This window comes from Cryobacterium sp. Y50, from assembly GCF_002929805.1.
In the GTDB taxonomy this organism is placed as follows: domain Bacteria; phylum Actinomycetota; class Actinomycetes; order Actinomycetales; family Microbacteriaceae; genus Cryobacterium.
The window spans coordinates 1-12,717 of the sequence record NZ_PJJM01000084.1 but is presented as its reverse complement, the minus strand read 5'-3'; the positions used below and the strand labels follow the sequence as shown (position 1 = coordinate 12,717).

Sequence of the window (12,717 nt, the reverse complement as noted above, 5' to 3'; positions counted from 1 at the left end):
AGATCTGTCGCGCGTTGGCTGAGCGATGCGATGCCCGCAAAAATTGGGTCTCCCGCAGGAATAGAGTGATCAAATGATCACCCGCCTGGTTCAGATCTCCCGACCGGTGCTGTGGGTCAACACCGTCGGAACGACCGTCATCGGCATGTGGTTGATCGGGGATTTGTGGCGCTGGGACATCATTGCGCTGCTGCTCTGGGCGACCCTGCCGTTTAACCTCCTGATCTACGGCGTGAACGATATCTTCGACCAGGAAACGGATGCCCAGAACGCCCGCAAGGGCGGCCTCGAAGGGGCTCGCATCCTCAGCTCGGAAACTCGCAGTATCGTGCTCGCGGTCGTGCTGATCAACGTGCCGTTTGTGGCGTATTTTCTCGTCACGTTGCCGCCGGCGGCGCTCGCCTGGATTGCCGTGTACACGATCATCTTCATCTTCTACTCGGCACCCCCGCTGCGTTTCAAGGCCCGGCGCTACCTCGACTCGCTCAGCAACGCCGCCTACGCCTTGCCGCTGATCTTCGTACCCCTGGCCTTCGGCAAGTCGCCGGTCTGGGCAGCGGCTATCGGGCTGATGGCGTGGAGCGTGGCCAAGCACACCTACGACGCGGTGCAGGATATCGACGAGGACCGCGCCGCTGGAATTCACACCACTGCCGTCTGCCTCGGTGCGCGCGGCGCCACGGTATGGAGCGGCGTGTGGTGGGCTCTGTCCACCGTGGGATTCGCGCTGATCAGTTGGCCGGTCGCCGCGGTGAATGCACTCATCGCCGGCTGGCTGGTGGTATCGCTGGGGCGCAGCCCCACACCGGCAACGGCCCGCCGCCTGTATCGATACTCGATCGTGTTTCCCTACGTTGCCGGTTCCGTCGCCGGGGCCCAAATTGTGGCAGCCATGTTGCTGGGAGTTTATCCATGACCCGATCACGCGTGAATACGTCCCCGCAGCGCATCACCGTGCTCGGCGCGGGCATCGGCGGGCTCACGGCCGCCGCCCTATTGGCCCGTGCAGGCCATTCGGTGACCGTACTAGAGGGATCCGACTGGATCGGTGGCAAGAGCAGGCGCCTCGAGATCGACGGGCAGCGCGTGGACACCGGACCGGCGCTGGTGACTTTCCCCCCGGTCTGGGAGGAACTGCTCGCTCGCTACGACGCGCTCGGAGCTCGCTGCTCTGCCCCCGCGGAGGCCGCCGCGGTGGCCGGGGTCACGCTGCAAAGACTGCCCGAAGTGGGCCGGTACTTCTACCGGGGAGAAGCAACCACCCTGCCGGTGCCGGCCGGGCACCCCTGGTACGCGGCCTGGACCCGCTTCGAAAGGGAACACGGCGGCCTCGGGCCCCAACTCACGAGCATGCTCACCGCCAACCCGTTGGATCCGGCGTCGCTGCCGGCCGTGCGCAGCGTATTTCGCCTGTACGGCACCCGCCTGACCACGCGCAGCTTTCTTGATGGCCTGAGCTGGATGCCCGACGGACTGCGCGAGGTCATCGCCATCCACACCCTCAACGCGGGCGTCTCTCCCCGGCAGACTCTCGCCCTGTACGCGAGTATGCCAGCCATTATGGCCAGGGACGGCGTCTGGGTTCCCGAGGGCGGAGTGAACGAGCTCCCGCTCGCATTGCACCGGCTGGCCCTGCACGCCGGCGCGAACGTGCACACCGGCGAGCCCGTCACATCCGTGTCGAAAGGTCTCGTGACCACGGCGTTGGCGACGTACCCGTCCGACGTGATCGTGAGCGGGCTCGACAGCGCGGTGCTCGACGGCCTGCTCGGCGCGCCACCGACGCGGGCGCGCTCGTGCTCGTGCTCGGGGGTGGCCATTTATGCAGCGCTCGAGACGCTGCTGCCAGAGGGCACGGCCACGCACTCCGTCGTGCTACCCGACGACCCGGGCGCCCTGCACCGCAGCCTCGATGCCGGACTCGTGCCAGAGCAGACGATGGCATTCCTGAACTACTACCGGCCGCACGAGGTCTATCCCAACGACCGCGCCACCGTGGCGGTACTCCTCACCGCGCCCGCCGATGGCCGCCACTACGACCTCGACAGCCCGTGGGTGGCGCGTGAGGTTGCTCGGGTGAGCGCCGCCGTGGGCCTGGACCGGCCGATCAGCGAGCTGTTTCGGGACCACGTCGTGTTCGACCCGCACTACTTCGGCGGCTGGGGTTCCGCCGGCGGAGCACTGTACGGCGCCACCCATCCGCTCTGGCAAAGCGGGCCGTTCCACCGCCCCGGCTACTCAAGCCGCGCACGCCCGTGGCTGTGGCGGGTGGGCGCATCGGTGCACCCCGGCGGCGGTATCCCGGCCGTGCTCGGCGGCGCCATGACCTCGATGCACAAGCTGATCGGTCGCCTCGATAATTCCTGATTCCGGGTTCCGGCCGAGCGTTCCCATGAGAAAGTTAGCGCTGCTCGGGTGCGTGACACTAGATCAATCGATGAGAGCTTACTCCTCCGGGGGTGCGCCCTCGAGGGTTCGTGTGCCAAGCTGACAAGGAAGCGATGGCTCGCTCCTCGAGTAAGTTCGCCTCAGCTTTACAGTGGCCGGTCCGTGACCTAGACTGGTTGAAGGTAGTTGAATTCTGCCATGCTTTTCTGTGCCTTTTTCTAAGCAATTGAGGTGCAGCAAGCAGGGTAAGTTTACTCCTATAGGGTGGTGGCTCAATTGGTAGAGCAGCGGTCTCCAAAACCGCAGGTTGCAGGTTCGAGTCCTGTCCGCCCTGCACATCGGTGGTTAGTCCGCCGACCATGAGAGGTGTAAACAGGTGGCCCGAAAAGTTGTCGACGAACCCGGTGAGGAAGTCGTCGCAAACGCACGAATGGCACGCGAGTCACATCGCGGTCCTTTCGCTCGGCTGTCCCTGTTTATCAAGCAGGTCTTCGCAGAACTGCGCAAGGTAGTCACTCCGACTCGTAAAGAGCTGCTGAGCTATACCGGCGTCGTGCTCGTCTTCGTTGTCATCATGATGGGCATCGTGTCGCTCCTGGACTGGGTGTTCGGCCTCGCCGTTCTCTACGTCTTCGGAACGCCGGGGTAACTCGCGCCACCGGCATCCGCTTTGAATCGGACCGCCAAGCATCAACGGCACCCGTGCCCGCACAACTTGAACACGTAGAACAAATAAGGATTGAGATTTAGTGACTGAGACGAAGCACGACGATGTCGACTGGGCCACTGCCGCCGAGCAGTCCTCCGAGGACGACGAAGCGCAAGAGGGCAGTACCCTCGCGGCCGAGGAAGACTCCGTAGAGGCCGCCGAGCAGGTCGCCCTGCACGTCATGGGTGAGAACGACGACGTTGAGGTCAACCTCGACGCCGCTCTCGATGCCCTGGCAGGGTCCGCAGATCCCGAAGCTGACGCCATTGTCGACGACGCTCTCGACATTGATTCCGCCGAAGAGGCCGATGCCTCCGTCGAAGCCGTTGAAGACGAGGACAAGCTCGTCAACGCAGAAGATGCAGAAGACGATGCCGAGGTCGACCCCTACGAAGCCTTCCGCAAGGAATTACGCTTTCTGCCGGGCAAGTGGTATGTCATTCACTCCTACGCGGGTTTCGAGCGTCGCGTGAAGTCGAACATTGAGAACCGCAAGCAGTCGATGGCGATGGAAGATTTCATCTACCAGTGCGAAGTTCCCATGGAAGATGTCGTCGAGATCAAGAATGGCCAGCGCAAGATGGTCACTCGCGTGCGTATCCCTGGCTACGTGCTCGTGCGCATGGACCTCGACGAAGACAGCTGGTCGGTAGTTCGCCACACCCCCGGTGTGACCGGCTTCGTCGGCAACGCCCACAACCCCACGCCGCTGCGCTTCGAAGAGGCCTTCGGCATGCTCAAGGGACTCGTCGAAATCGTCGAAGCCCCGACCAAGGCTGGCGGTGCCCCCGGAAAGTCGGCGCAGCGCGTCATCGCTGCAGAGGTCGACTACGAAATCGGCGAGACCATCACGATCAAGGAAGGCTCGTTCGCGGGCCTGCCCGGTTCGATCAGCGAGATCAAGCCGGAGAGCGGCAAGCTCATCGTGCTCGTTTCCCTGTTCGAACGCGAGACGCCGGTCGAGCTCAGCTTCGACCAGGTCACCAAGCTCTAACCAAACGGATGCCCCGATAAGGGTCATCCACGCTGGTTTCCCAAAACCACCGGGGCCCATCCGGGCCGCCGGGAGAGCCGCCTTCGGGCTGCTCGCACATCAATACGAAGGACAACACAATGGCACCGAAGAAGAAGGTTACCGGTCTGATCAAACTTCAGATCAAGGCCGGCGCAGCCAACCCCGCACCGCCCATCGGGCCGGCACTGGGTCAGCACGGCGTTAACATCATGGAATTCTGCAAGGCCTATAACGCGGCGACCGAAGCTCAGCGCGGCAACGTCATCCCGGTTGAGATCACCGTATACGACGACCGTTCGTTCACCTTCATCCTGAAGACCCCGCCCGCAGCGGAGCTCATCAAGAAGGCCGCCGGAGTCGCCAAGGGCAGCGGAACCCCGCACACCGTCAAGGTTGCCACCCTCACCCAGGCCCAGGTCCGCGAGATCGCCGAGACGAAGATGGTTGACCTCAACGCCAACGACATCGACGCCGCCGCGAAGATCATCGCCGGAACCGCCCGCTCCATGGGCATCACGGTCAGCGCCTAGGCACGCAGCGCTCAAGCACTAACTCCGTTTCGGCGCCATTCGGCGCCTGAGCACCCTAAGCAATTAGTGGAAGAGCCAGCCAGGCTCGCACCACACTCTGAAGTACATACAGGAGATTTCACATGGCAACCAAGTCAAAGGCGTACCGCGCCTCCGCCGCGAAAATCGGCGAAGACAACGTCTTCACCCCCGCCGAGGCCGTAGCCCTCGCCAAGGAGACCGGCTCCGCAAAGTTCAACTCCACGGTTGAGGTCGCCCTCCGCCTCGGAGTCGACCCGCGCAAGGCCGACCAGATGGTCCGTGGAACCGTCATTCTCCCGCACGGTACCGGCCGCACCGCCCGCGTCATCGTCTTCGCAACCGGCCCCGCCGCCGAAGCCGCTATCGCAGCCGGCGCCGACGAGGTCGGTGGCGACGAGCTCATCGAGAAGGTAGCCGCTGGTTACACCTCGTTCGACTCTGCCGTCTCGACCCCCGAGCTCATGGGTAAGGTAGGTCGTCTCGGAAAGGTCCTCGGCCCGCGCGGCCTCATGCCGAACCCGAAGACCGGAACCGTGACACCCGACGTCGCCAAGGCCGTGTCCGACATCAAGGGTGGAAAGATCGAATTCCGCGTCGACAAGCACTCCAACGTGCACTTCGTCGTTGGCAAGGCATCCTTCTCCGTCGAGCAGCTTAACGAGAACATCTCCGCAGCGCTCGAAGAAGTTGTTCGTCTCAAGCCGAGCTCGTCCAAGGGCCGTTACATCACGAAGGGCGTCGTCTCGACCACCTTCGGTCCTGGTATCCCGCTCGATGTGAACAGCATCTAAGTAACCGTTAGAAATAAGGTCGGGCCCGTCTTCGGACGGGCCCGACCTTATTTAAGTGGATACTGCTGGCGGTAAACGGTGGTGACGATAGCGGCTTGCGCTGCGTGCAAATGACCCAACGCCGTGCCGGTCGCGCAACTTCCGTCTCGCAAGAGCCGGGAAAGGCGAACATCGGTCGACTGCCGGCGAATTAGCCGATGTAGCTCATGACGTGCTTGATGCGGGTATAGTCCTCGAGCCCGTACATGGAAAGGTCCTTGCCGTAGCCGGAGTGCTTGAACCCGCCATGCGGCATCTCGGCCACCAACGGAATGTGCGTGTTGATCCAAACACAGCCAAAGTCGAGGTTCTTCGCCATCCGCATCGCGACACCGTGATTCGAGGTCCAGACCGACGAAGCGAGCCCATACTGAACATCGTTAGCCCAGGCCAGGGCCTGCGCCTCATCGGTGAACTTCTGTGCCGTGATGACCGGGCCGAAGATTTCGTTCTGCACGGCCTCGTCGGTCTGCAGCAGGTTCGACACGATGGTCGCCTCGTGAAAATAGCCGGTGCTGCCCTGGCGGTGGCCACCGAGCGCGAGTGTGGCGTGGGCGGGCAGGCGTTCGATGACGCCCTGCACCCGCGCAAGCTGATCGGCGCTCGACAGTGCGCCAAACAGAATGCCCTCGTCGAGCGGTGCGCCGGTGCGGGCGTTGTCCTTGGCATAGGCAGCGAGGGCAGCGACGAACTCGTCGTGGACGCCCTCCTGCACGAGCACCCGGGTGGCCGCAGTGCAGTCCTGGCCGCCGTTGTAGAACGCGGCGGCGGCGATGCCCTCGACGGCTTGCTGGATGTCGGCGTCATTGAACACAATTACCGGCGCCTTGCCGCCAAGTTCCAGGTGAACGCGCTTGAGGTCAAGCGCGGCGGCGCAGGCCACCTCCATACCCGCCCGCACGGAACCGGTGATCGACACTAGCTGCGGGGTTCGGTTGGTCACCAGGGCTCGACCGGTGTCGCGGTTTCCGGTCACGACGTTGAAGGTTCCGGCCGGCAGAAACTCGGAGGCGATCTCGGCCAGCAGCAGGGTCGAGACCGGGGTCGAGTCGCTCGGTTTGAGCACGACGGTGTTGCCGGCAGCCAGAGCTGGGGCGATCTTCCAGATCGCCATCATCATAGGGTAGTTCCACGGCGTAACCTGGCCGACAACACCGATCGGCTCGCGCCGTACGAACGAGGTGTGGTCTTTCAGATACTCGCTGGCGGCCTTGCCTTCGAGCAGGCGGGCGGCTCCGGCGAAGAAGCGCACCTGGTCGATCATGACCTCGACCTCGTCGCCCACGATGCCGGCGCGGGGCTTACCGGTGTTCTCACACTCGGCGTCGGCGAGTTCTTCGGCCCGCGACTCCAGGGCGTCCGCGAACTTGAGCAGCGCGAGCTGACGTTCACTCGGAGTGGTCTCGCCCCAGGTCTCGAACGCGGTCGCGGCGGCCCCATAGGCCCCGGCCACGTCGGCTTCGGTCGAGATCGGCGTGCGTGCGAAGACCTCTTCCGTGGCAGGGTTGATGATGTCCAGCTGCTCACTGGCCGTAGACGCGGCGTAATCCCCATTGACAAAATTTCGGAGTTCACGGATAGACATGTGGTCCTTTCGAAAGCCGGGGTGGGCAGCGACGCCCTACCGTGACGATACCGCAAATCATTCGGAATGCAATGATTAGATCCCCAAGCTAAACGGTGGGGTGCGCCTGCCCCGCAGACAGCAGCTCTCGGGAATACGGATGCTTCGGTGAGCCGAAGAGTTCGGCGACCGAGGCATATTCCACGATTGCGCCGGCCTGAACAACGGCGACCCGCTGGCACGTCAGCGCCGCCACGCTGATCGAACGCGTCACCATGATCATCGTCAGCCCATTGTCGCGCTGCAGCACCCGCAGCAGGTCCAAAATGTCTGAGCTGTCTGACGCGTCCAGGGTGTCTGTGGGGTTATCGGCCACGACGAGGTCGGGTTTGCCCGCAAGTGAAGCGGCAATGTGCACGCGCTGCGCGACCAGGTGCGACAGCTGATGCGGGTAGGACGTGAACGTGTGCTCGGGGCGCTCGACACCCGCCTGATCCAGCAGCGCTAACGATCGATCATAGGCGGCCGTCTTGGCCAGGCCGAGGAAGCGCAACGGTGCGGTCAGTTGTGTTCCGACGGTCACTCCGTGGTCGAGACTGCCGAGTGGATCGCGTGGCAGGTAGGCGATCTTCGCGTACCGCGGCCGGTCCCGCGGTCGTGGGGGCAGCCCAACCAGCTCCCCGCCGTTGAACAGAATCGACCCGGAACGGATCACCGCCGGTGCCGGCAGCAGCCCGGCGATGCACTGTGCGACCTCGAGGGCTCCGGAACTGGCGTCACCGACCAGCCCGACCGCTTCACCTCGGGTAATGGAAAGTGAGATGCCGTTGACCAGCAACGGTGCGTCGGGTCGGGCTCCCGCAGCAATGCGCAGTCCGCGCACGTCCAGCACAGCCGCCGAGCGAAACCAGTGGGACGGCAGCGGAGCCGTGGTCTCCGCGGTCGGTGCAGCCGGTGGGGCGGGGTCGAGCCATTCGTCCGGCGGAGTGAGTGCCGCCTCGGCCGAGGGGATTCCTGCCCGCACGGCAAGATTGATCCGACGCAGCACAGCGCGAGCATCACACATGGTCAGCTCGCATTTCAGTAGGGCGAGAGCATCGACTGAAACGTGGGACTGACGTTCACAACCGAAACTCTCTGGTGCGTGGAACGGTAAGCGTGTGCCTCGACCGACACCACCCTCACGTGTACCAATATTAGCTAGGACTGACGCCAACAACGTACCGGTTTGTTCTTCTTTTTAAGCGGATGCCCAGACCCCAGTAGTCCCCAGCAGTAAACCCAGTGATTCCCCCGGCGCCGGGTCGTCGTGGGCCTTGGCCTCAACGCTGTTTCGTTGAGCATTTCCCGGTTGATTCGTGGGTAACCGACGTGATCGTGCTGTAGCGAGCATGACCCGTGAGCAGGTACTGGGTTGGGCGGGGCGCGCCGAAGCCGGCCCTGAGCATCCGCTGGCCCGCACGATACTGGATGCCGTACGACACGAAGGGCCAGACCTCACCGGTTTGCCGGAGTCAACTGAACCGGTCCCCGACCAGGGCATCGCGGTCGCCACCAACGTCCACCGCGTTGTGATTGGAAATCCGGCGCCACCCGCGCAGTGCGGGAGCGTGGATATGGGCGCCGCAGCGCGCGCCGCCAACGAACCGGCCGAGGCAGGCCGCACGCCGACGATTGTCACCATCGACGAAACCGCTGCTCGTGTTATCGGCGTTGCCGATGAAGTGCGACCTGGCGCCGCCCAGATGGGCACGAACCTGCACGCTGGCGGTGCGAAACGAGTCGTCAGGCTGACCGGCGACTCATCGCTGGCCGCGAACGTCGTCGGGTCTATCACCGGCGTTTATGAGATTCACGCTTCGTTCCTGCCCGAAGACAAACTCGACCTTGTGTTCGGTCTTCAGGCTGAGAGCTACGTCGTGGCGATGGTGGGTGACGGAGTGAACGACGCTCACCGGTTTAATGCAGCCTAAATCTCACGCCCAACGTCTAACTTCTGGCCCTCCGCAAATCGATCGAGGATTAGCGCGGAGAGTGGGCCTCAAGAAATTGGTAGACCTCGGTCTGGTCGACGCCGGGAAAGGTGCCGGTGGGCAGTGCGGCGAGCAGGCTCGTCGGCGTGCGCGCGGCCGGCCAGGACTGCCCGGCCCAGCGGTCGGCCAGGTTGTGGGGCGCCCGGCGACAGCACGACTCGTCCGGGCAGAGCGACACGGCGCGGTTTGACGTTTCACGCCCGCGAAACCACTTCACGTGGGCGAATGGAACACCAACACTCACCGAATATTCGCCCTCCTTGGCCTTCTCGACGCGTGAAGTGCACCAGAAGCTTCCGGCCGGCATATCGGTGTACTGATACCACGCGCTAAAGCGATCAGCAACGTCGAATACTGTACGGGCCGTCCAGCTGCGGCAAACGGTGGTGCCCTCGACCGCGCCGAGCGCGTCGCTGGGAAAGCGCACGTTGTCGTTTTCGTAGGCCTTGATGATGGTGCCTGACTCGTGCACCTTCATGAAGTGCACCGGAATTTCGAGCCTGGCGGTGGCGAGGTTGGTGAAGCGGTGCGCGGCCATTTCGTAGGAGACGGCAAAGGCGTCGCGCAGATCTTCCATCGAGATGCGCCGCAGGGTTTTCGCCTCGGTGAGCATACGCACGGCGTCACGCTCCGGCAGCAGGATGGCTGCGGTGAGATAGTTCGTCTCCACCCGCTGACGCAGAAATTCTGCATAATTCTTCGGTTCCTCGTGCGCGCACAGTTCGCTGGCGAAGGCTTGTACGATCGGGGAGCGGGAATCCCTCGAGGCCGAGCGGTTTGTCGGCAGGTATATGCGCCCGTTGCGTTTGTCGGTAACCGACCGGGTGGAGTGCGGCAGATCGTTGACGTAGTGCAGCGAGAAGCCCAGATGGGTGGCCATGTCGGCAACGAGCTGCTGCGATACCGGCCCGCCGGAATGCCCCACCGCGGTGAGAATTTCGAGGGCCTGGGCCTCGAGCTCCGGAAAATAATTGTCCTGCTGCCGCATGATCTGGCGCAGGGCCGAGTTGGCCCGCCGGGCTTCCTCCGGGGTCGCGGCTCGTTCCCGGTTGAGTCGGTCGATCTCGTTGTGCAGGCTCAGAATGGTGTGCAAGGTTTCGTCGCTCTGCCCCTTACTCACACGAATGCGGGGCAGACCCAACGCTTGAAACACCGGGCCGCGCTGGGCGCGCTCAACCGAGATTTCCAGTGCGGCCCGTTCGGAGGGGGCATCGGTTCGCATCAATTCATCGACGGTCGTGCCGAGGGCGAGGGCAATTGTGCGCAGCATGGAGAGGCGTGGTTCGCGCTTACCGTTCTCCATCATCGACACCTGCGACGGCGCGCGGTCGATCGCGGCGGCGAGGGTGTCGAGCGTCAGGTGACGGGCTGTGCGCAGCTCGCGGATGCGCCGCCCGAGGGTGAGCGCGTCGAGCTCGGGTTCATCGACGGCGAGGGATGACAGGGCGGCGAGGGCTTCAGCGGGAACCATTCACACAGTGTCACACGATTCAAAAGTTTCCACAATCAGAAGAACAGGGTTTCTTCTGCCTGTATATTTTGGTTTTGCACCGCGCAGACCCGGCAGAGTATGACCACAGGCCCGTAACGTCGATTTGAACACTGAACGCATCCACCCTCGCGCCCATCGATTCGACCGAAGCAGAACCGTTCCACCACCATTCAGCCTGAGATCGGGCGAACAGCAATTCGGGTTCGTCCCCTGTCGGTTTCACCTACTTTCGCAAGGAGCCAGACCATGAACACCCCAAACCCGACCATTGATCAGACGGTCGCCTCCGCGCCTACCAAGACCGACAAGGTGAAGACCACGACCGGCAGCTTCGCCACCATTCGCCCGCACCTCGAGGTGACCGGCCCGCTCGGTGACCGCTATGACGAGATCCTCACGCCCGGTGCCCTCGAATTTCTCGCCGAGCTGCACGAGCGTTTTGCCGGCACTCGGCACGACCTGCTCGCCGCCCGACTGCAGACTCGAGTGGATGCCGCGAATGGTCGCGACCCCAAGTTTCTGAGCGAAACCGAAAGCATCCGTCTGGATTCAAGCTGGAGGGTTGCAGGAGCCGGACCCGGTTTGGAGGACCGCCGCGTGGAGATCACCGGTCCGACCGATCGCAAGATGGCCATCAACGCGCTCAACTCGAGTGCCAAGGTGTGGCTCGCCGACCAGGAAGACGCCACCAGCCCTACCTGGGCCAATGTGATCGAGGGCCAGTTGACCTTGTTCGACCAAGTGCGCGGTCAGCTGAGCTTCACGAGTCCCGAGGGCAAGAAGTACGAGATCACGAATAAGACGACACCGACCATCGTCGTGCGTCCGCGTGGCTGGCACCTGGTGGACAAGCACGTGACCTTCGTCGACCGCGCCAACCGTCGTATGAAGTCCTCGGGCAGCCTGATCGACTTCGGCCTGTACTTCTTCCACAACGCGCAGAAGCTCATCGAGAACGGCACCGGCCCCTACTTTTACCTCGCTAAGCTCGAGAGCCACAAGGAAGCTCGCCTGTGGAATGACATCTTCACCTACGCCGAAGAGCGTCTGGGAATCAAGTACGGCACCGTGCGCGCCACCGTGCTGATCGAGACGATTCAGGCCGGCTTCGAGATGGACGAAATTCTCTACGAGCTGCGCGACCACTGCGCCGGCCTCAACGCCGGCCGCTGGGACTACATCTTCAGCATCATCAAGACGTTCCGTGCCCGCGGCAGTCGCTTTGTCTTTCCCGACCGCAAGCAGATCACCATGACGGTGCCCTTTATGCGGGCCTACACCGAGCTGCTCGTGGCAACCTGCCACCGTCGCGGAGCCTTCGCCATCGGCGGCATGAGCGCGTTCATTCCGAACCGTCGCGACCCGGCCGTGACTGAGCAGGCGCTCGCCCAGGTCGCGGCCGACAAGAAGCGTGAGGCCACCGACGGCTTCGACGGCTCCTGGGTAGCGCACCCCGACCTGATTCCGACCGCACAGGCAGAGTTCGACGCGGTGCTCGGCGACCGGCCCAACCAGCTCGAGCGCATTCGCCCAGAGGTGAGCGTGACGGCCGCCCAGCTGCTCGATGTCGCGTCGGTTGGCGGTCAGATAACCGAGGCCGGCGTGCGCGGCAACGTGCTCATAGCGCTGCGCTACATTGAGTCCTGGCTGCGCGGCGTTGGGGCTGCGGCAATCGATAACCTGATGGAAGATGCCGCCACTGCGGAGATCTCCCGCTCGCAGCTCTGGCAGTGGATCCACGAGAACTCGATCACCGCCGAGGGGCGCCGAATCGACTCCGACTGGGTTGAAGAGGTGCTCGACGAGATCGTCGACGGCCTCGAGCGCACACCTTCCGACCGCTTCGACGACGCCCTCACGGTGCTACGCACCTCAGCGCTCGAGCCCGAGTTTCCGACCTTTTTGACGGTCGGAGCGTACGCCCGCTTCTTCTAACTTATTCGGCGTTCGCGAAAGCGGGCAAACAGTTACTTCACCCCTGTGATGATGCCGGGGTGAAGCATCCGTTTGCCCGCTTTTTTGTTTTCGGGCGACGGGTCGTTCCATCCCCTAGTTGGGGGGGTGCCCCTATGTTTTTGTCAAGCAGCGAGTTGGTGTTCAGTTTCGTAGAGGGTGCCGTCTCGCAGCATGGCGAA

11 protein-coding genes and 1 tRNA gene are annotated in these 12,717 nt (G+C 63.4%); 9 read left to right on the top strand and 3 right to left on the bottom strand.

Annotated elements, in window-relative coordinates:
- The first annotated feature begins 73 nt into the window (after nucleotides 1–73).
- The 7 genes from CXY73_RS07715 (at nucleotide 74) to rplA (ending at nucleotide 5,454) form a co-directional block, all read left to right on the top strand.
- The gene (locus CXY73_RS07715; RefSeq protein WP_104137827.1) at nucleotides 74–916 is read left to right on the top strand and encodes a UbiA family prenyltransferase; all 843 of its coding nucleotides are present in this window, start codon (nucleotides 74–76) and stop codon (nucleotides 914–916) included.
- Entirely contained in the window at nucleotides 913–2,367 is a 1,455-nt protein-coding gene (locus tag CXY73_RS07710; RefSeq protein ID WP_104177355.1) for an NAD(P)/FAD-dependent oxidoreductase, read from the top strand. Before CXY73_RS07715 ends, CXY73_RS07710 begins: the two co-directional genes overlap by 4 nt.
- A 282-nt stretch (nucleotides 2,368–2,649) precedes the next feature.
- A tRNA-Trp gene (locus CXY73_RS07705) sits at nucleotides 2,650–2,722 on the top strand.
- A 42-nt stretch (nucleotides 2,723–2,764) separates the two neighbouring features.
- On the top strand, nucleotides 2,765–3,037 hold the full coding sequence (gene secE, locus CXY73_RS07700) for a preprotein translocase subunit SecE (RefSeq protein ID WP_104137822.1): 273 nt from the start codon (nucleotides 2,765–2,767) through the stop codon (nucleotides 3,035–3,037).
- A gap of 100 nt (nucleotides 3,038–3,137) precedes the next feature.
- Entirely contained in the window at nucleotides 3,138–4,091 is a 954-nt protein-coding gene (gene nusG / locus CXY73_RS07695) for a transcription termination/antitermination protein NusG (protein WP_104137819.1), read from the top strand.
- Between the two features lie 119 nt (nucleotides 4,092–4,210).
- The gene (gene rplK / locus CXY73_RS07690; RefSeq protein ID WP_104137817.1) at nucleotides 4,211–4,642 is read left to right on the top strand and encodes a 50S ribosomal protein L11; all 432 of its coding nucleotides are present in this window, start codon (nucleotides 4,211–4,213) and stop codon (nucleotides 4,640–4,642) included.
- Nucleotides 4,643–4,764: 122 nt separating this feature from the next.
- Nucleotides 4,765–5,454 carry a 50S ribosomal protein L1 gene (gene rplA / locus CXY73_RS07685; protein ID WP_104137815.1) on the top strand — a complete coding sequence of 230 codons (690 nt, stop codon included), beginning with the start codon at nucleotides 4,765–4,767 and terminating at the stop codon, nucleotides 5,452–5,454.
- A gap of 190 nt (nucleotides 5,455–5,644) precedes the next feature.
- Here rplA and CXY73_RS07680 read toward each other — a convergent pair whose 3' ends face one another.
- On the bottom strand, nucleotides 5,645–7,078 hold the full coding sequence (locus CXY73_RS07680) for an aminobutyraldehyde dehydrogenase (protein WP_104177354.1): 1,434 nt from the start codon (nucleotides 7,076–7,078) through the stop codon (nucleotides 5,645–5,647).
- A gap of 88 nt (nucleotides 7,079–7,166) precedes the next feature.
- Nucleotides 7,167–8,123 (bottom strand): ATP-binding cassette domain-containing protein, encoded by a 957-nt coding sequence (locus CXY73_RS07675; RefSeq protein WP_104137809.1) that lies wholly within the window; start codon nucleotides 8,121–8,123, stop codon nucleotides 7,167–7,169.
- 325 nt (nucleotides 8,124–8,448) lie between these two features.
- Between CXY73_RS07675 and CXY73_RS07670 the strand changes: the two genes are divergently transcribed.
- On the top strand, nucleotides 8,449–9,030 hold the full coding sequence (locus tag CXY73_RS07670; RefSeq protein ID WP_104137806.1) for an HAD family hydrolase: 582 nt from the start codon (nucleotides 8,449–8,451) through the stop codon (nucleotides 9,028–9,030).
- Nucleotides 9,031–9,079: 49 nt separating this feature from the next.
- Here CXY73_RS07670 and CXY73_RS07665 read toward each other — a convergent pair whose 3' ends face one another.
- Nucleotides 9,080–10,561 carry an XRE family transcriptional regulator gene (locus CXY73_RS07665; RefSeq protein WP_104137803.1) on the bottom strand — a complete coding sequence of 494 codons (1,482 nt, stop codon included), beginning with the start codon at nucleotides 10,559–10,561 and terminating at the stop codon, nucleotides 9,080–9,082.
- A gap of 267 nt (nucleotides 10,562–10,828) precedes the next feature.
- Between CXY73_RS07665 and aceB the strand changes: the two genes are divergently transcribed.
- Nucleotides 10,829–12,517 (top strand): malate synthase A, encoded by a 1,689-nt coding sequence (aceB, locus tag CXY73_RS07660; protein WP_104137800.1) that lies wholly within the window; start codon nucleotides 10,829–10,831, stop codon nucleotides 12,515–12,517.
- Nucleotides 12,518–12,717 lie beyond the last annotated feature (200 nt).

Excerpts from the sequence above, each read along its gene's own strand:
- CXY73_RS07715 (WP_104137827.1), top strand. The coding sequence starts at position 74 with ATGATCACCCGCCTGGTTCAGATCTCCCGACCGGTGCTGTGGGTCAAC.
- CXY73_RS07710 (WP_104177355.1), top strand. The coding sequence starts at position 913 with ATGACCCGATCACGCGTGAATACGTCCCCGCAGCGCATCACCGTGCTC.
- rplK (WP_104137817.1), top strand. The coding sequence starts at position 4,211 with ATGGCACCGAAGAAGAAGGTTACCGGTCTGATCAAACTTCAGATCAAG.
- rplA (WP_104137815.1), top strand. The coding sequence starts at position 4,765 with ATGGCAACCAAGTCAAAGGCGTACCGCGCCTCCGCCGCGAAAATCGGC.
- CXY73_RS07680 (WP_104177354.1), bottom strand. The coding sequence starts at position 7,078 with ATGTCTATCCGTGAACTCCGAAATTTTGTCAATGGGGATTACGCCGCG.
- CXY73_RS07675 (WP_104137809.1), bottom strand. The coding sequence starts at position 8,123 with ATGTGTGATGCTCGCGCTGTGCTGCGTCGGATCAATCTTGCCGTGCGG.
- CXY73_RS07670 (WP_104137806.1), top strand. The coding sequence starts at position 8,449 with ATGACCCGTGAGCAGGTACTGGGTTGGGCGGGGCGCGCCGAAGCCGGC.
- CXY73_RS07665 (WP_104137803.1), bottom strand. The coding sequence starts at position 10,561 with ATGGTTCCCGCTGAAGCCCTCGCCGCCCTGTCATCCCTCGCCGTCGAT.
- aceB (WP_104137800.1), top strand. The coding sequence starts at position 10,829 with ATGAACACCCCAAACCCGACCATTGATCAGACGGTCGCCTCCGCGCCT.